Origin of the sequence: Nocardia asteroides, from assembly GCA_019930625.1 — a bacterium.
GTDB lineage: Bacteria > Actinomycetota > Actinomycetes > Mycobacteriales > Mycobacteriaceae > Nocardia > Nocardia sputi.
In genome coordinates this window covers 6259030-6275552 of sequence record CP082844.1, presented here as the reverse complement: position 1 = coordinate 6275552, position 16523 = coordinate 6259030, and the positions used below count along the sequence as shown (strand labels likewise).

The 16523-nt window shown below is 70.2% G+C and carries 14 protein-coding genes and 1 pseudogene; 3 read left to right on the top strand and 12 right to left on the bottom strand.

The window, feature by feature from the left end:
* From K8O92_28385 to K8O92_28330, 12 genes and pseudogenes are all read right to left on the bottom strand, one after another.
* A pseudogene (locus K8O92_28385) lies at window positions 1–1574 on the bottom strand (hypothetical protein).
* A 146-nt stretch (window positions 1575–1720) separates the two neighbouring features.
* Complete coding sequence (locus K8O92_28380; protein UAK31634.1) at window positions 1721–2641, bottom strand: 3-methyladenine DNA glycosylase; 921 nt, start codon at window positions 2639–2641, stop codon at window positions 1721–1723.
* Between the two features lie 28 nt (window positions 2642–2669).
* A complete protein-coding gene (locus tag K8O92_28375; protein UAK31633.1) occupies window positions 2670–3734 on the bottom strand; it encodes a hemolysin family protein in 1065 nt (354 codons plus the stop codon).
* Complete coding sequence (locus tag K8O92_28370) at window positions 3727–5109, bottom strand: hemolysin family protein (protein UAK35996.1); 1383 nt, start codon at window positions 5107–5109, stop codon at window positions 3727–3729. The genes K8O92_28375 and K8O92_28370 overlap by 8 nt, the downstream gene beginning before the upstream one ends.
* A gap of 244 nt (window positions 5110–5353) precedes the next feature.
* Window positions 5354–6790, bottom strand: coding sequence for a GuaB1 family IMP dehydrogenase-related protein (locus K8O92_28365; protein ID UAK31632.1), 1437 nt, complete (start codon window positions 6788–6790; stop codon window positions 5354–5356).
* A gap of 55 nt (window positions 6791–6845) precedes the next feature.
* Window positions 6846–7691: a DMT family transporter gene (locus K8O92_28360; protein UAK31631.1), complete on the bottom strand. Its 846-nt coding sequence runs from the start codon at window positions 7689–7691 to the stop codon at window positions 6846–6848.
* A 4-nt stretch (window positions 7692–7695) separates the two neighbouring features.
* Window positions 7696–9282, bottom strand: a complete 1587-nt coding sequence (locus tag K8O92_28355) for a DEAD/DEAH box helicase (GenBank protein ID UAK31630.1) — start codon at window positions 9280–9282, stop codon at window positions 7696–7698.
* A gap of 179 nt (window positions 9283–9461) precedes the next feature.
* Window positions 9462–10400: a M56 family metallopeptidase gene (locus K8O92_28350; protein UAK31629.1), complete on the bottom strand. Its 939-nt coding sequence runs from the start codon at window positions 10398–10400 to the stop codon at window positions 9462–9464.
* A 49-nt stretch (window positions 10401–10449) separates the two neighbouring features.
* Window positions 10450–10848, bottom strand: a complete 399-nt coding sequence (locus tag K8O92_28345) for a BlaI/MecI/CopY family transcriptional regulator (GenBank protein ID UAK31628.1) — start codon at window positions 10846–10848, stop codon at window positions 10450–10452.
* Window positions 10849–10919: 71 nt separating this feature from the next.
* Complete coding sequence (locus tag K8O92_28340; protein UAK31627.1) at window positions 10920–11819, bottom strand: ABC transporter ATP-binding protein; 900 nt, start codon at window positions 11817–11819, stop codon at window positions 10920–10922.
* Window positions 11816–12829 (bottom strand): iron chelate uptake ABC transporter family permease subunit, encoded by a 1014-nt coding sequence (locus tag K8O92_28335; GenBank protein ID UAK35995.1) that lies wholly within the window; start codon window positions 12827–12829, stop codon window positions 11816–11818. Before K8O92_28335 ends, K8O92_28340 begins: the two co-directional genes overlap by 4 nt.
* Window positions 12830–12903: 74 nt before the next feature.
* Entirely contained in the window at window positions 12904–13950 is a 1047-nt protein-coding gene (locus K8O92_28330; protein ID UAK31626.1) for an iron ABC transporter permease, read from the bottom strand.
* A 129-nt stretch (window positions 13951–14079) separates the two neighbouring features.
* Here K8O92_28330 and K8O92_28325 point away from each other — a divergent pair, with 129 nt between their 5' ends.
* From K8O92_28325 to K8O92_28315, 3 genes are all read left to right on the top strand, one after another.
* The gene (locus K8O92_28325; GenBank protein ID UAK31625.1) at window positions 14080–14790 is read left to right on the top strand and encodes a hypothetical protein; all 711 of its coding nucleotides are present in this window, start codon (window positions 14080–14082) and stop codon (window positions 14788–14790) included.
* 436 nt (window positions 14791–15226) lie between these two features.
* The gene (locus K8O92_28320; GenBank protein UAK35994.1) at window positions 15227–16000 is read left to right on the top strand and encodes a carbonic anhydrase family protein; all 774 of its coding nucleotides are present in this window, start codon (window positions 15227–15229) and stop codon (window positions 15998–16000) included.
* 42 nt (window positions 16001–16042) lie between these two features.
* Window positions 16043–16489, top strand: coding sequence for a PaaI family thioesterase (locus K8O92_28315; protein ID UAK31624.1), 447 nt, complete (start codon window positions 16043–16045; stop codon window positions 16487–16489).
* The last annotated feature ends 34 nt before the right edge of the window (window positions 16490–16523 follow it).

The window sequence follows — 16523 nt, the reverse complement described above, 5'->3', positions numbered from 1 at the left end:
CTACGACCCGACGATCGACCGCTGGTCCGCCGGAGGCGAATACACGTCGTTGTCCAGTCGCAGCACCATGAATCCGTTGTCCGAGCACGCGACGTAGAGCTGCGAACCGCGCCATTCCGGCGGCGAGAAACACCAGTCGGTGGACACGTCGCCGAAGGCGAGACGACCGGTGCGCGGGGTCGTGGCGTCCAGCGGGTGGAATTGTCCTTCCAGTGCGGCGCGCACGGCGGGAGGCGCGCTCATCAGCGGAACGCCGATGAGGGAGGCGAGCGCGTGCGGCGAGTTCCACAGGCTCAGGTTCTGCCCGGTGCGGGCGGGCGGGTTGTAGTAGGCGATCTCGCGGATGGCGTAGGGGTCGCGGACGTCGAATACCCGGATGCCGGAGGACACCCATCCGCATGCCAGGGCGGTCGGGTTCTCCTGCCGGTCCGCGGCGCAGTAGTGCGCTTCGTAGGCGAAGGCGGAACCCCCATGGCGGAGCCGATATTGCTGTCGATGTGCTGGGGCAGGTTGATCTCGAGCTTGATCTTGTTGACTACCTTGGGCGCGGTGTCGTCGGAGATGTCGACGAGTTTGACGCCCCCGGAGCCGCCTTCGTCGACGGTGTAGAGGTAGGGCTTGCCGTCGTAGCTGACCGGAACACTGTGCTGCGTCGCCCAGCCGTCGGTCCAGAACACCCGGCCGAGGTGGTGCACCTGCGGGTTCGGATCGCGGCGTTGCACCGCGCTGATGTCGAGGACGGTGAACCCGCCGAGGGCGGAGAGATACATCCGGTTGCCGTCGGGGCTGATGCCGAACCCGTGCGCCTCGATGCCGGTCACTCCCTGCCACACCACGCGCGGGTCGGCGGGGTCGGACAGGTCGACCGCGCTGACGAAACCGGGCGCGATCCCCGAGGCCCAGTAGGTGTTGCCGTCCGGCGAGAAGCCGCCCTCGTGCGTGATGATCGGCAGCGGCATCGCCGGATTCGTGCCGGGGCCGGGATTGAGCAGCCTCGGATGTGCGCAGTCGGAGACGTCGTAGACCGACAGGTAGCCCACGCCCGCGAGCAGCGGAACACCGGTCCCGACCAGCAGCTTCCGTTTGGTATTGACCTTGAGGCTCTCCCAGGTGCCCGCGAGCATGGCGGGTTCGGTCAGCGTGGCCGTCGGGCGCGGGGTCGCCGGGTCGGACACGTCGAGCACTTGGACGCCGCGTCCTTCGCTGATCAGGGCGCCGGGAAAGAACGAGCCCAGGTAGGCGCAGTGCTCGAAGCTGGTGGAAGTGATGCCTGCGCCGCGCCCCGCGTAGCCGCCGACGAGGGAGATATTGCACCGGTAGCCCTGGGTACTGCGCCCACTGTCGCGGTCGGCGGCGGTGACGTCGCCTTGCAGGCCGTTCTCGGGTGCGGCGCCCGGTCCGCAGTCGGCGCGGGGCACCGAGGTGCGCCCGACATCGAGAAATTCCCGCAGTGTGTTCTGGATTTCCGAGTGCGGATCCGCCGAGGCGCTCACGGGCAGCAGCATGGCCGTGACCATGCCGATCGTAAGCAGGGCCAAGGGTTTGGCACGGCACAGACTGGCCAATGGGCGCATCATCGCGACCCCCAACTTCGTCTTTCGAGTTGACTACCCAGAGTGACTGGGACAGTCACCGCTGAGCTGACTGAATGGTAGTGATGCTCAACAACTCCGGTGTGGGTTTCGCCGATTCCGGTTCGGATTCGCGAAGTTTTCCGCTGTCAGCGCGGTTGAGCTGATCCGGCGCCCTCGACCGCGGCGGAATCGACGTCCGACGCCAGAAGCTCGTCGCAGACACTCAGGAACGTCCGGCGCAATCCGGTTGCGCGCTGCGCCAACGCGGACTGAGCCCGGACGTACTCCGCCCGTCCCGCCGCGGTCTCGATGCGAACCGGTTCGTAGCCGAACTCGGCGAGGTCGTAAGGGCTGGCGCGCATGTCGAGTTCGCGAGCGGCGCAGGCCAGCTCGAAACAGTCCAGCACCAGTGCCGAGGAGATCAGCGGGACCAGCTTGAAGCCCCACTTGTACAAGTCCATGTTCGCGTGCAGGCAGCCCGGCTGTTCGCGGCGGAGCTGGTCGGCGCGGGTGAGCGGTTCGGCGTTGCGGCCGACGGCGTCCGGCGTGAAGAAGCGGTAGGCGTCGAAATGGGTGCACCGCAGCGACATCGATTCGACCACGGCGTCGGTTCCCGCTCGCCCGAGTCGCAGCGGCACCTTCTGGTGGCGGATGTCATCGGTGCGATACACCATCGCCCATTCGTGCAGGCCGAAGCAGGACAGCTGCGCGGGCCGGGATGCGGTGGCGCGTAACAGGTCGGCGACGAACGCGAGGGTGTCGCGGCGTTTGTCCAGGTAAGCGGGGTCGGCCGTGAAAACGTCGTCCGCAGCGGGATTGCCGGTGACGACGCGATGATATCCCCGAGCGCCGTCGTATTCGGCCGCATCCGCCAGGCCGATGCCGTATCCCGGATGCCAGCGCCGCAACTGGGCGGGTTTGTGTCCGTAGTAGGTGAACAAGAAGTCGATCACCGGGTGCGACGAACCTTGCGCCCGCCGCTCGAGATAAGGCCCGACCAGCTCGTCCAACCGGGCCCGATGCGCGGCGGCGGATGCTCGCCACAGCGCGCCGGGCAACACCCGCATCACCCCACCCCTCGCAGTGCCGAGGTCGTCATTCGCCCACCCGGTGCGTCCCGTCTCGGACGGTGCCGACGAACTCCTCCACCAAGTCCTCCAGGGCGACGATGCCGGTCGTGTTGCCCCGGGCGTCGACCACGCGGCCGAGATGGCTGTTGGTGCGGCGCAATCGCGCCAGCGCCTCGTAGAGGGCGGTGCCCATGCCCACTGTCGGCAGAGGGCGGATATCGGTGCGCGGGATCGGCGTTGTGGGACCGGCGCTCTCGTCGGCGACCTTGTCCAGGACGTCCTTGACGTGCAGGTAGCCGACCAGTGAGCCGTCGCTCGCCCGTACGGGGAAGCGCGAGAACCCGGTTTCGGCGACGGCGAACTCGATGTCGCCGAGCGTGGTGCCGTTGCCGCGCAGCGGGATCGATCGGGTCGCGTCCAGCGGCACCATCACGTCGGCCACCACCCGCTCGCTGGTGCCGAGGGCCTGCGTGAGGCGGCGGTGCTCTTCCTCGTCGAGCAGCCCCTCGGAGCGGGACTCGCCGATCATTTCGGCCAGCTCGACCGTCGAGACGGTGGCCTCCAGCTCGTCCTTCGGCTCGATTCGCAGCAGGCGCAGCGACAAGTTGGCGGCTAGGTTGTAGAGCGCGATGAGCGGGCGGGCCAGCCGCAGCCACATCAGGTGCAGCGGCACCAGCAGCAGCGCGCTGCGTTCGGGCCCGGCCAGCGCGATGTTCTTCGGGATCATCTCGCCGAACAAGATGTGCAGGATGACGATGATGGTCAGCGCGATGGCGAACGCCACCGGGTGCAGCAGCTGATCGGGCAGGCCGATCAGCTCGAACGGCCCCTCCAGCAGGTGGGCGACGGCGGGTTCGCCGACGCGGCCGAGCAGGATCGAGCAGATGGTGATGCCCAGTTGCGCGGCCGCGAGCATGATCGAGAGGTTCTCACCCGCCCGGATGACGGTGTTCGCGTTGCGTTTGCCTTGTGCGGCCAGCGCTTCGAGCCGGTCGCGGCGGGCGGAGATGAGCGCGAACTCGGCGGCGACGAAGAAGGCGTTGCCTGCCAGCAGCACGATGGTGAGCAGTACGCCGAACACATCACCCATGGCTGTGCTCCTTGGTCGCGAGGGCGTCTGCGTCGACCGGGATCAGCCGCACCCGGTCGATGCGCCGTCCGTCCATGCGCTCCACTCGGGCGATCCAGCCGCCCTCGTCGTGGCTGTCGGTCATCGACCACTGCTGCGAACGGGGATTCGGCAGCACCACTTCGTCGCCCGTCACCGGGATGCGGCCGAGCTTGGTCAGGACGAGGCCGCCCAGCGTCTCGTACTCGCCCTCCGGGGCGTCGTATCCGGTCGCCCGGGAGACCTCGTCGATGCGCAGCAGCCCCGAGCAGTCCCATCCGTCGGAGACGCGCCGCACGTCGCGCTCCTCCTCGTCGTGCTCGTCCCGGACGTCGCCGAGGATCTCCTCGATGATGTCCTCCATGGTGACCAGGCCCGCGGTACCGCCGTACTCGTCCACGACAAGGGCGACCTGCATGCCGTCGGAGCGGACGCGTTCGAGCACCTCGTCGCCGTCCAAGCTGGCGGGCACGATCGGGACGGGCTGGGCGAGCCGGTGCAGGGGAATGGTCCTGCGCGCGTGCACCGGCCGGGTGAACGCCTGCTTGACGTGCACGAAGCCGAGAGTGTTGTCGAGGTCGCCGTCGATCACCGGGAAGCGGGAGTAGCCGGTGCGGCCCGCCGCGTCGATGAGATCGGCGATGGTGTCGTCCTTGTCGAGCGATTCGATCTTCACCCGTGGCGTCATCAGTTCCTCGGCGCTGCGCTCGCCGAACTGCAGTGAGCGGTCCATCACCTGGGCGGTGGGCTGGTCCAGCGCCCCGCGCAAGGCGGAGGTGCGCACCAGGGAGCCGAGTTCCTGCGGGGAGCGGGCCGAGCGCAACTCTTCGGCGGGCTCGACGCCGAGCCTGCGGACCACCCAGTTGGCGGTGCCGTTGAGGAAGTGGATCATCCACTTGAACCCCACCGAGAAGGCGATCATCGGTCCGGCGGTGACGCGGGCGGTCGCCAGCGGCTTGGCGATGGCGATGTTCTTGGGCACCAGCTCGCCGTAGATCATCGACAGCGAGGTGGCCAGGATGAGGGCGAGCGCGAGGGCGATGCCGTGTGCCGCGGATTCACTCAGCCCAATGCCGGTGAACACCGGATTCAGCAGCCTGGCCAGCACCGGCTCGGCGATGTAACCGGTGATCAGCGTGGTGATGGTGATACCGAGCTGGGCGCCCGACAGCTGGAACGACAGGGTGCGATGCGCCTTGCGGACCATCCGGGCGCGAACGTCGCCGCTGCGGGCGTGCGCCTCGACGGTGCTGCGTTCCAGCGCGGTGAGGGAGAACTCGGCGGCGACGAACAGGGCCGTGCCGACGGTGAGTGCGATGAACCCGATCAGGCTGAGCGCGGTGAGCGCGATCGACATCCTCAGCACCACCCGAACGGTGCTGGGACGGGGCCTGTGCGGAATAGGACTACTGCGGGGAGGGGGACGCCGGGTTCGTCACCCGGCTCGCTAGAGGAGCCCTCCTGTACGGCGCCCTCGGACGCGGGTGACAACTGGATCCTTTCGCAAACGAGTCGTGGTGCCGGTGTCCGGCAACCACCATGCTACCGGCCCACGTGCCGAGCGGCGTGGGCCGGTACCGGTGTGATGCGCGTGTCGGCGCTCACCAACCGCTGGGCAGCGGGCGTCCTTCGGCGAATCCGGCCGCGGACTGCACGCCGAGCACCGCCTTGTCGTGGAATTCGGCCAGCGTCCGGGCGCCCGCGTAGGTACAGGCGCTGCGCACGCCGGAGCAGATGTGGTCGAGCAGGTCCTCGACGCCGGGACGCTCGGGGTCCAGCCGCATCCGGGAACTGGAGATTCCCTCCTCGAACAGCCCCTTGCGCGCGCGGTCGAATTCGCTGTCGGAGGCGGTGCGGGCGGCGACGGCCCGCTTGGAGGCCATGCCGAAGCTCTCCTTGTACGCGTTGCCGTCGCGATCGACGCGCAGATCGCCGGGGGACTCGTAGGTACCGGCGAACCAGGAGCCGATCATCACGTTGGACGCGCCCGCGGCCAGCGCGAGCGCCACGTCGCGGGGATGGCGCACACCGCCGTCGGCCCAGATGTGCACGCCCAGTTCCTCGGCGGCGGCGGCGCATTCGGCCACCGCGGAGAACTGCGGGCGGCCGACGCCGGTCATCATCCGGGTGGTGCACATGGCGCCCGGCCCGACACCGACCTTGACGATGTCCGCGCCCGCCTCCGCGAGATCCCTGGTGCCTTCGGCGGAGACGACGTTGCCCGCGACCAACGGAACGCCGAGCCCGAGATCGCGCACCGCCGCGAGGGTTTCGAGCATTTTCGCCTGGTGACCGTGCGCGGTGTCGATGACGAGCAGGTCGGCGCCCGAATCCACCAGTGACTTGGCCTTGGCGGCCACGTCGCCGTTGATGCCGACCGCCGCCGCGACGCGCAGCTTGCCCGCGGCGTCGACGGCGGGCTGGTAGATGCCCGCGCGCAGGGCGCCGGTGCGGGTCAGCATCCCGGCGAGGGTGCCGTCCTCGGCGGTGAGCACGGCGAAGTCGGCGTGCTCTGCGTGCAACAGGTCGAACAGGTCACGCGGGGTGGTGCTCGCGGGGGCTCGCACGAAATCGGTCACCGCGACTTCCCGGAGCCGGGCGAAGCGGTCGACGTCGGCGCAGGAGGCCTCGGTGACCACACCCACCGGGCGGCCGGCGTCGACCACCACGACCGCGCCGTGCGCGCGCTTGTGCATGAGTGCCACCGCCTCGGAGACCGAGCGGTCGGGGTCGAGGGTGACGGGGGTGTCGGCGGTGAGCGAGCGGCTCTTGACGAACGCGATGGTGTCGGCGGCCGCAGTGATCGGCAGGTCCTGGGGGAGGACGACGATGCCGCCGCGGCGGGCGACGGTCTCGGCCATTCTGCGCCCGGCGACGGCGGTCATGTTGGCCACGACGATCGGGATGGTGGTGCCGGACCCGTCGCTGGTCGAGAGATCGACATCGAAGCGCGACGCCACGTCCGTCCGGTTCGGGACGAGGAAGAGGTCGTCGTAGGTCAGGTCGTACGGCGGCTGATGACCGGGGAGAAAGCGCACTCGACCGATCATATCCGCCGAGCCGATCGACGCGGGCTCTTCCGCGCGAGCCGCCTCAGGCGGCCGCTTGAGAGCGGGACAGCGAGACGGTGGCGGCGCACATGACGATCACCGCGCCCGCCGCGACGACGAGCCCGGCCGCATCGGCGCGCAACCGCTCGTCCAGCACCGCGAAACCGACGAACGCCGCGGCCAGCGGCTCGGCGATGGTGAGGGCGGGCAGCGACGCGGTCAGCGGCCCGGCTTGGTAGGCGCGCTGCTGCAGGTACACGCCGGTGCCGCCGGCCGCGATCAGCGCCCACGTCTGCCAGCCGCCGAGCACGTGGCCGAGACCGTGTTCGAACAGGTCGGTGACGTAGGAGGTGAGGGCGGCGGCGAGCCCGTACAGCGCGCCTGCGGCGGCGCCCAGCAGCAGCGCGCGCCATCCCGCGTCGTGCGCGGTGACGCCCGTCGCGGTGGCGGCGGCGATCAGGCCGAGCAGAATGCCCAGCGGTAGGAGCCAATCCCGCAGCGGCGCATCGGCATTGCCCGCCGTCGGATTGCCGACGAGCAGGAAGCAGGCCAGCGCGGCGGTGAGCGCCAGCGCCGTCGCCCAGGTGCCCGGCGTCACGCGGCGGCGATTGAGCCGGGCGGACAGCGGCAGCGCGAAGACCAGTGCGCTCACCAGGATCGGCTGCACCAGCAGGACCGCGCCCAGGGCGAGCGCGGCGACCTGCATGGCGTATCCGCCCGTGTCGCCGCCGACGCCTGCCCACCAGCGCGGGTTGCTCAGCAGCGCGCGAACCAGCGACTCGCCCTCGGGCACCGCGGCCGCCGCGCGTTGTTGCGCGACCGCGGCGACCGCGAACAGCAGCGCCGCGAGCAGTGCGCAGACGACGGCGGCCGCCGGATGACTCGACACCCGATTAGTTTGCTGTTCGATTGCCTCGGGTTGAGGGCTGCTGGGTTCGTACGGCGCGTCGCCGTGTCCGCCCCGGCGTGTCGCCGGAGGCGGGACTTGCGGCGCGGCTGGAGAGCCCGCTCGTCGTGCCCGATCCGCGTGCGGGCGTGCTCTTGCCCGAGCCCGCACCGCGGACCACGGTGCCGCCCGTGGCGGCCTTTGCGTTGCCACGGCGGCGCGCGGGCGCGGTGACCGGCTCGGCGCGGCCCGTCTCGCCCGACCGGCCCCGGGACTGTTTCCCGCCGCGGCCACCGGACGGCGCGTGCTCTGCGCGCCTACCCGGCTTGCGCCGCGCGGTTTTCGCCGGATCCGTGGCAGCAACCGGTACGGGCGCGGCCGCCGCCTCGACCGGAACGCCGGACGGGCGGCGCGCGCCGGTGATGGCGATCAGTGTGCTGTCGCCGGGACGCACCGCGACTCCGTCGATTTCGACGCCCGCCTTGCGTGCCATCGTCTCGACCTCGCGGCGCTCTTCGTCCATCACCAGCGTGACGACCACGCCGTCCTCGCCCGCGCGGGCGGTGCGCCCGGCCCGGTGCAGGTAGGCCTTCGGCTCCGGCGGCGGATCGACGTGCACGACGAGAGAGATCCCGTCGACGTGGATGCCGCGCGCCGCGACATCGGTGGTGACCAGCACCGGCACCGAGCCGTCGGCGAACGCCGCGAGGGTGCGGGTGCGGTTGTTCTGCGCCTTGCCGCCGTGCAGCGCGCCCGCGGCGATGCCCGCGCCGCGCAGTTGTTTGGCGAGCCGGTCGGCGCCGTGCTTGGTGCGGACGAACATGATGGTCAGCCCGTCGCGTGCGGCGATCTCGGTGGCGACGTTCCGTTTGGCCACTTTGTCGCCGACGTACAGCAGATGATGCGACATCGTGGTGACCGACGCCGAGGGCGGCGCGGTGGAATGCGTCACGGGCGAGCGCAGGTAGCGCTTGACCAGCTTGTCGACCTCCCCGTCCAGGGTGGCCGAGAACAGCAGGCGCTGGCCGTCGCGCGGGGTGCGGTCCAGCAGCTTGGTCACTTGCGGGAGGAAGCCCATATCGGCCATGTGGTCGGCCTCGTCCAGGGCGGTGATCATCACGTCGGACAGGTCGGCCGACCCCTGCGCGATCAGGTCGGCGAGTCGTCCGGGCGTGGCGATGAGCAGGTCGACACCGCGGGCGAGGCGGTCGGCTTGGCGCTTGATCGGAGCGCCGCCGACCACCGCGGCGACGCGCAGGCCGAGCGCGAGCGCCGGTTCGTCGAGCGCCCGCTCGATCTGTGCGGCCAGTTCGCGGGTCGGCACCAGCACGAGTCCGCGCGGGCGGCCCGGCTTGGCCGCGCCGCCCGACAGACGGGTGAGCATCGGGAGGCCGAAGGCCAGGGTCTTCCCGGAACCGGTGGGTCCGCGGCCGAGGACGTCCTTGGCTGCCAGGACATCCGGCGCCGTGGCGGCCTGGATCGGGAACGGCGTCTCGATGCCGTCGCGTCGCAGTGCCTGTATGAGCACGGCGGGCAGGCCCAGATCCGCGAAGGTCGCGGTGGGCTCCGCGGCGACGGTGGTCGAGGAGGTCACGAGGTGGGTGTGCCTTTCGTCGCACAGCGCGTTCGACACGAACGTGCTGTTCGGTGGGATGGAGAGCGGTGCACGATGCGGTTCATCGCGCTGCGGCGCGGGCGATGACGCGCGCCGGGTGGAGCGAGAGGTGTGGCCGGCCGAAGGTCAGCCGAACGTCCAGGATACGTGTCCGCGAATCAGCCGTGGAACAGCCGACTCAGTTCCACCAGCCAGGGTACGGCCACGGCCAGCGTCGGCACCACCAGAATGGCCGCCGAGCCGAGGTAGGCGGCCGCGGCGATGCGGATGTCGCCGATCCGCTCGCTGAGCCGCTGGATGCGGATCAGCGTGGTGGGGCCGCCCGCGGCGAGCGCGCCTTGCGGGGCGGTGGATTTCGCGCACGCGACGAGGGCGCGGGCCAGCGGTTTCGGGCCGGTGACCTTGACGGCCGAGTCGTCGGCGAGCAACTCGATGAGCAGTTTGACCGAGCCGAGCGCGGCCTTGCTGCGCACCACCCTGGGGAAGGCCTCGTGCACCGCGGTGAACGCTTCCAGTACGAGATCGTGCCTGGCGCGCAGGTGCGAACGCTCATGGCTGACGATGGCGGTGATCTCGGCGTCGGCGAGGTTGGTCAGGGTGCCTTCGCTGAGCACCACGCGCTGGCGCAGGCCGGGCAGGCAGTAGGCGATCGGCTCGGTGGCGGCCAAGACCCGGATGTCGGCCGCCCGCCGGTGCGGACCGCTCTGGTCGAGCAGGTCGACGAGCATGCGGTGACGCGCCCGCCGCCTGCGGGTGTGCACGCCGACCCGGATGATCGCGTAGATCAGCCGGGCGCCGATCAGCAGCGTGAGCGCGAAGACGAACACGTACGCCAGCCACAGCGGCAGGCCGAGCGCGTCGATCTCCCTGGTCGGCGCGGTGGTCGGGCGGCCGTCGGGGCCGGGTACGAGCAGTTCGGCGGCGATGGCCAGCCCCGAGCCGAACGCGCTGAGCACGGCGGCGAGCGCGATGGCCTGCCAGAGCACCAGCGCTGCGCGGGGCGTCCGATAGGTCCACCTCGCCCGGCTGAGCAAGGCCGGGGCGGGCCCCGCGAGAAGCAATGCCAGTCCGGCGAAGACCGGCGCGGTTGCGTTCATCGACTCAGCTCACTGCGTTGTGGGGCCAGGGCGCCCGAGGAGTCTACGTCTACTGCGGCGGTGGCGCCGAGTCCTCGTCCTCGGTTGCTTCGAGCTTAGCGAGTGCTTCGCGGAGAGCGGCAGCCTCGTCCTTGCCTACCTGTTCCACGAAGTGCACCAGCGCGGCGGCGCGGCTGCCCGCCGCGTCGGCCTGTTGCAGCGCGTCGACCATCAGACTGGCCACGAGCTCGTCGCGAGTGTGCACGGGTGCGTAGCGGTGCGCCCGGTCGTCGCGCCGCTGGACCACGAGGTTCTTCTTCGCGAGTCGTTGCAGCACGGTCATCACCGTGGTGTACGCGAGCTCACGGCGTGCGGCGAGCGCCTCGTGCACCTGCCGGACCGTTTGTGGTTCGTCGGCCGACCACAACTGGTCCATGACCGCTTTCTCGAGTTCACCAAGACCTGCCATCCCACAATTTTAGGTACTCAACGACGCCGATGCGTACTACAGGGTGTCGTAACCATGAAATAGCTGGTGTGTCATTTCTCATAGGGCGCGGATTCCGAGGTCGCGGCAGCCGGTCCACCGACCTTCCCGCGCACGTGCCTGGCGCCGATCGGCACGATCATCGGCCGCCCCGACACCGGGTCCTCGAGCACCGTGGCGTCCAGCTCGAACACCTCGCGCAGCAGCTCGACCGACACCACCTCGCCCGGGGCCCCCGTGGCCACGACGCGTCCGTCGTGCATGACGACGAGCTGGTCGCTGTAGCGGATCGCGAGATTCAGATCGTGCAGCACCATGACGACGGTGCGCCCCAGATCGGCGTGCAACCGGTCGACGAGGTCGAGTACCTCGATGGAGTGCGCCAGATCCAGGTAGGTGGTCGGCTCGTCGAGCAACAGGATGTCGGTGCCCTGGGCCAGCGCCATCGAGATCCACGCGCGCTGGCGCTGTCCGCCGGACAGCTCGTCGAGCGCGCGGTCGGCCAGGTCGGCGATCCCGGTCTGTTCCAGTGCCGTCGTCACCTCGGATTCGTCGGTGTCCGACCATTGCCGGAACCAGGACTGGTGGGGATGGCGTCCGCGCGCGACCAGATCGGCGACGGTGAGTCCTTCCGGGGCGACCGGCGACTGCGGCAGCATGCCGACGATGCGGGCGACGTCCTTGGTCTTCATCGTCGAAATGGCCTTGCCGTCCAACAGGACCCGGCCGTGGCGCGGGCGCAGCAGACGGCCGAGCGAACGCAGCAGGGTGGACTTTCCGCAACCGTTGGGCCCGATCACGGTCGTGACCACGCCCGGGGCGATTGCCAAGCTCAGTCCGTCGACGATCACCCGGTCGCCGTAACCGAGGGTGACCCCCTCGGCGCCGAGCCGGTGCCCCGTCGCGCTCGCCGGTGCCTCGGCTTCGGAGGTGGTGATGTCCGCGATCGTCATGTCAGCGTCGCCTTCCGGTTCATACGCACGAGCAGGTACAGCAGGAACGGGCCGCCGAATGCCGCGGTCACGACGCCGACGGGCAGGTCGACCGGAAACAGCGTCCGGGAGGCGACATCCGAGCCGACCACCAGGATGGCCCCGACCACGGCGGAGCCGACGAGCGGTTCGCCCGGAGTGCTCAGAACGCGTCGCGCGATCTGCGGCGCGGCGAGGGCGACGAACCCGACCGGTCCGACGGAGGCGGTGGCGACCGAAGCCGCCACGACGGCCGCGCCGATCAGGACGGCCTGCTGGGTCTGGATCCGCACCCCGAGCGCTCGGGTCGTGTCCGAGCCGAGGCGCAACGCGGCCAGTGTGCGGGCGGAGCCCAGTGCGACGAGCGCGGCGGCGCCCGCGGCGATCGCGGCGGGCGCCAGGTGCGCGGAGTCGGCCGCGTTGAGCGATCCGTTCAACCACAGTTGCACGCGCTGCGCGTCGATCAGGCTGGCGCGGGTGAGCAGCCAGCTGATGCCCGCCATCAGCAGCGCGTTGACGCCGACGCCGATCAGCACCAGCCGCAGCCCGGTGGCGCCGTACGCGCCGGTGGACGTGCGTCCCCAGGCGAGCAGGTAGACGGCCACCGCGGTGAGCAGGCCGCCCGTCATCGCGGCCAGCGGAGCGCCGAGGGAGGCGGCCAGTCCGGTGGTCGCACCGCCGGTGCCGACCAGCACCACGACCGCGCCCAGGCTCGCTCCCGTGGTGATGCCGAGCATGTCCGGGGCGGCCAGCGGGTTGTGCAGGATGGATTGGGTGATCGCGCCCGCGAGTCCGAGCGCCAGCCCCACCACCAGCGCGGTCAGCGCGCGCGGCAGCCGGGATTCCAGCACGATGAACCGCTGTGCCCGGGTGCCGCCGCCGGTCAGCACGTCCAGCACGCGCCCGAGCGGCAGAGGGGACTCGCCCACCGCGATGTCCAGGCAGAACAGTCCGAACGCCAGCACGATCAGTGCCGCGACGATCAGCACCATCCGCGGCCGCAGCACCGCCGACACCGGTCCGACGCGCAGTGCGGGCCGCGCGCTCGTGTTTCGCAGCGAAATCGTCACAGATCCACCAACTTTCGCCGCCGCACGAACGCGAGGAACAACGGCACGCCGAGCAAGGCCAGCATCACCCCGACCTCCAGCTCCCCGGGTCGGGTCACCAACCGACCGGCCACGTCGGCGAGCAACAACAGCAACGCGCCGAGAATGCCGGAGTAGGGGACCAGCCAGCGATAGTCCGGTCCGGTGACGACCCGCGCGAGATGCGGGACGACCAAGCCCAGGAACGCGATCGGCCCGACCGCCGCCGTCGCCGCGCCCGCCAGCAGCACGACGGCCGCGAGGCCGAGCGCCCGGCTCCGGCCCACATGCACGCCGAGCCCGCGAGCGACGTCGTCGCCGAGGCCGAGCAGATTCAGTCCCGGCGCTGCCGCCACAGCCAGCAGCATGCCGGCCGCCAGGAACGGAAGTACCTGCCAGAACACCGCCGCGTCGCGGCCTGCGACCGTGCCGATCACCCAGAACCGGTAGGTGTCCAGCGCCGACGCGTCGAACAGCACTACCGCGTTCGTCATCGCCTGGAGGAACGCGGTGACGGCTGCGCCCGCGAGCACCAGGCTCAGCGGGTTCGCCTTACCGCCGCCGACGGACGAGGTCCCGAACACCACCAGCCCGGCGATCAGCGCTCCGGCGAACGCGAACCAGATGTATTGCTCCGGCGCGGTGAAGGCGAACAGGTACACGCTCAGCGCCGCGAGAAACGCCGCGCCCGCGTTGAGTCCGAGCAATCCGGCGTCGGCGAGCGGGTTGCGGGTGTAACCCTGGATCAGCGCGCCCGCGATGCCGAGGGCGGCCCCGCAGACGAGCGCCAGCGCGGTGCGAGGGAGGCGCAGTCCGCGCACGATCTGCTCTTCGGTGGACCCCGCCGCGCAGGTGAAGGGTCCGCCGGGGCAGGTGAGCGCGTGGTGCACGGCGTCGTACACGGTTGCCGGCGCGAGGGAGCGCGCGCCGACCGCGACACCGGCGAGTACGGCGAGCAGGAGCAGGACGGTCGAGACGAGGAGTCCGGAAAGACGTCGCCGCCTCACGGTGGCAAGAGGGGTCACGGCGTCGAACTGCTCCTGGAATCAGCGGTACGGTTGCTGGGTCTGGTAAGCCTAACCTATCTTTCGTTACACGGGCATGGCCGAGTGTCCGCCGCGCCCTGCGACGGAGCCGATCCCGGAGGAGGTTCGATGACCGAGCTCATCACCACGCCATCACATCGATCGATGACGGCGTTCGGACGCGCCTGCGCCCGGCTTCGCACGCTGCAACCGGAACATCCTCGGGTATACGCGGTCGCGGCGATGGCCGAGCAGGGGAAACGACGCTGGTGGCAGCTGGCGGACGGAGTGCGCGAGGGGCGGGTCGAACTCATGTACCGGCGGCACGCGGCGGAGATGATCAGCGCCGACATCGCAGCGGAAGTGGTTGCCACAGCACTCATCCACGCGATCGTGGGACGGGTGGTCGCGCTGCTCGTCGCGGAGGAGCGGGCGTGGGACCCGGGGTTGGAGAATCTCTGGATCCATACCGACAACGACGGCGGAATCGACTGGGCAGGCCTGTCGGACACCACGATTCGCGTGGTAGATGGCGATCCGCTGGTGGGCGGGCCGGGTGTGGTCACGCTGCCTTGCGCGGAGGCGATGTACATCTGGCTGGCGCATCGCTGCGAGTCCGCGCTGAGCGTCGTCCAGCAGAACATGGCGCGCTGCTCGGGGCTGAGTGCCCGGCGGTTCTGGTCGCTGGTGGGTGAATCCGTCGCGGGCGCATCGACTTACGTGCCGGATCTGGCGCGGACCGATTCCGCCGCCGGTGCGCGGCGCGGTCAGGGACTGCTGGCGGCGATGGCCGAGCGGGGGCTGCCGGTGCGCCGGTCGGGGTCTTGCTTAGTTAGGTAAGCCTGACCTATACTTGTTCTCGGCGTACGGATCGCGTGAGAGTCCCGAGGGCTGCGGTGACCCCCGATCCCTTGCCGCGGCGGGCTCCACTCCTTGTGGGGCCCGCCGCTCTGTATCCCGCTGTGAACTATGTCGCGCCGCTCGGCTCTGGCGTGCCGTCATGTCTCGGATCTACGCTGACGCCGACACGAACGCCGAACACCCTGCACATCAAGAGCATTGGATGTCCGGGCCGCCGTCGGCAGGTCACCGCCACGCCGCGGCTGCGCTCGGTGCCGTGTCACGACTATCGGCGCGCATCGTCGCGCGCCCTATCTCCGAGTCCCGATGACGCCGCCGGAGTCACCGGCGTTCGCGGCGGCTCAACGGTAGTTCGAGGGGTTGTACCGACTTGCTCACCATCAGACCGTCCCGTCCCCGTTCGATCGCGACCGCGCTGGCCGCTGTCGCGGTACTCGTCCTGCCCGCCTGTGGTGCCGGCGAGCGGGAGGGGACCGGTCCAGCCCAGCCGACTCCGCACGCCGCGCCGCACTGGGACTACGACGCCGAGGGGCCCGACCATTGGGCCGAGCTGGACCGGGACTATCTGACCTGCAAGAGCGGCCATCAGCAGTCACCCGTCGACCTGCCCAGTCACGCCCTGCTCGAGTCGTCCGAGCACATCGTCATCGACTATCACTCGGTGCCCGCGGTGACGCTGCGGAACAACGGGCACACCGTGCAGGCGAATCTGCGACCGGGCAACGGAAACCGCGTCATGGTCGACGGCGTGCCGTTCGAACTCGCGCAGTTCCATTTCCATCTGCCCAGTGAGCACACCGTGGACGGCGTGGGCACCACGATGGAAGCGCACTTCGTGCACAAGAGCGCCACGGGCAAGCTGGCCGTGCTGGGCGTGCTGCTGCAAGCCACACCGGGACCCTCGGCCTACGCGCCGATCCTCTCGGTCGCGCCGCGAGCGGTGGACGTCGGACCCATCGTGCCGGGCCCGATAGACCTGCGCTCGCTGTTGCCGGCCGTCGTCGACCAGTACCGGTACGAGGGTTCACTCACCACCCCTCCGTGCAGCGAGGGCGTCTCGTGGACGGTGCTCGGCAGTCCGGTCGCGGTGGACCCCGCCGACGCGGAGCGGTACCGGACGCTGTTCGCGCACAGCAATCGGCCGACTCAGCCGTTGAACGGGCGTCCGATCACGCTTGCCGGCGGGTGAGGCCGCGACGGCGGGCCGTGCGAGCTGTGCGACAGTGAATGCATGACACAGCAGGAGACGCAGCGGTTCGGCTCGCTGTCGGGCGTCACACCGGAGCAGATGAACGCCTACAGCGAAGGCACCTTCGCCGACCTGATCGGCCTGCGCTACACCGAGCTGACCCCCGACCGCGTGCGCGGCGAATGGGTCGTGAAACCGCATCTCTACCAGCCCGCGGGTATCCAGAACGGCGGCGTGTACTGCACCGTCATCGAGACGCTCGCCAGCATCGCCGGCGGCATCTGGTTCGGCGACCAGGGCACGGTCGTCGGCGTGAACAACAACACCGATTTCTTGCGCGCGGTGCGCGAGGGCACGCTGTCGGGTGAAGCGACGCCCCTGCATCGCGGCAGGCTGCAACAGCTGTGGCAGGTCGTGATCACCGACGAGCAGGGACGCACCGTGGCGCGCGGTCAGGTGCGGTTGCAGAATCTGCCGCGGCCTTCCTGAGCGCTCGTCCGGCGACAGCTGAACGAGCGTGCCA

Coding starts and splice junctions, on each gene's coding strand:
- K8O92_28345 (UAK31628.1), bottom strand. CDS start 10,848: ATGGCAGGTCTTGGTGAACTCGAGAAAGCGGTCATGGACCAGTTGTGG.
- K8O92_28350 (UAK31629.1), bottom strand. CDS start 10,400: ATGAACGCAACCGCGCCGGTCTTCGCCGGACTGGCATTGCTTCTCGCG.
- K8O92_28370 (UAK35996.1), bottom strand. CDS start 5,109: ATGTCGATCGCGCTCACCGCGCTCAGCCTGATCGGGTTCATCGCACTC.
- K8O92_28375 (UAK31633.1), bottom strand. CDS start 3,734: ATGGGTGATGTGTTCGGCGTACTGCTCACCATCGTGCTGCTGGCAGGC.
- K8O92_28315 (UAK31624.1), top strand. CDS start 16,043: ATGACACAGCAGGAGACGCAGCGGTTCGGCTCGCTGTCGGGCGTCACA.
- K8O92_28325 (UAK31625.1), top strand. CDS start 14,080: ATGACCGAGCTCATCACCACGCCATCACATCGATCGATGACGGCGTTC.
- K8O92_28340 (UAK31627.1), bottom strand. CDS start 11,819: ATGACGATCGCGGACATCACCACCTCCGAAGCCGAGGCACCGGCGAGC.
- K8O92_28335 (UAK35995.1), bottom strand. CDS start 12,829: ATGGTGCTGATCGTCGCGGCACTGATCGTGCTGGCGTTCGGACTGTTC.
- K8O92_28380 (UAK31634.1), bottom strand. CDS start 2,641: ATGCGGGTGTTGCCCGGCGCGCTGTGGCGAGCATCCGCCGCCGCGCAT.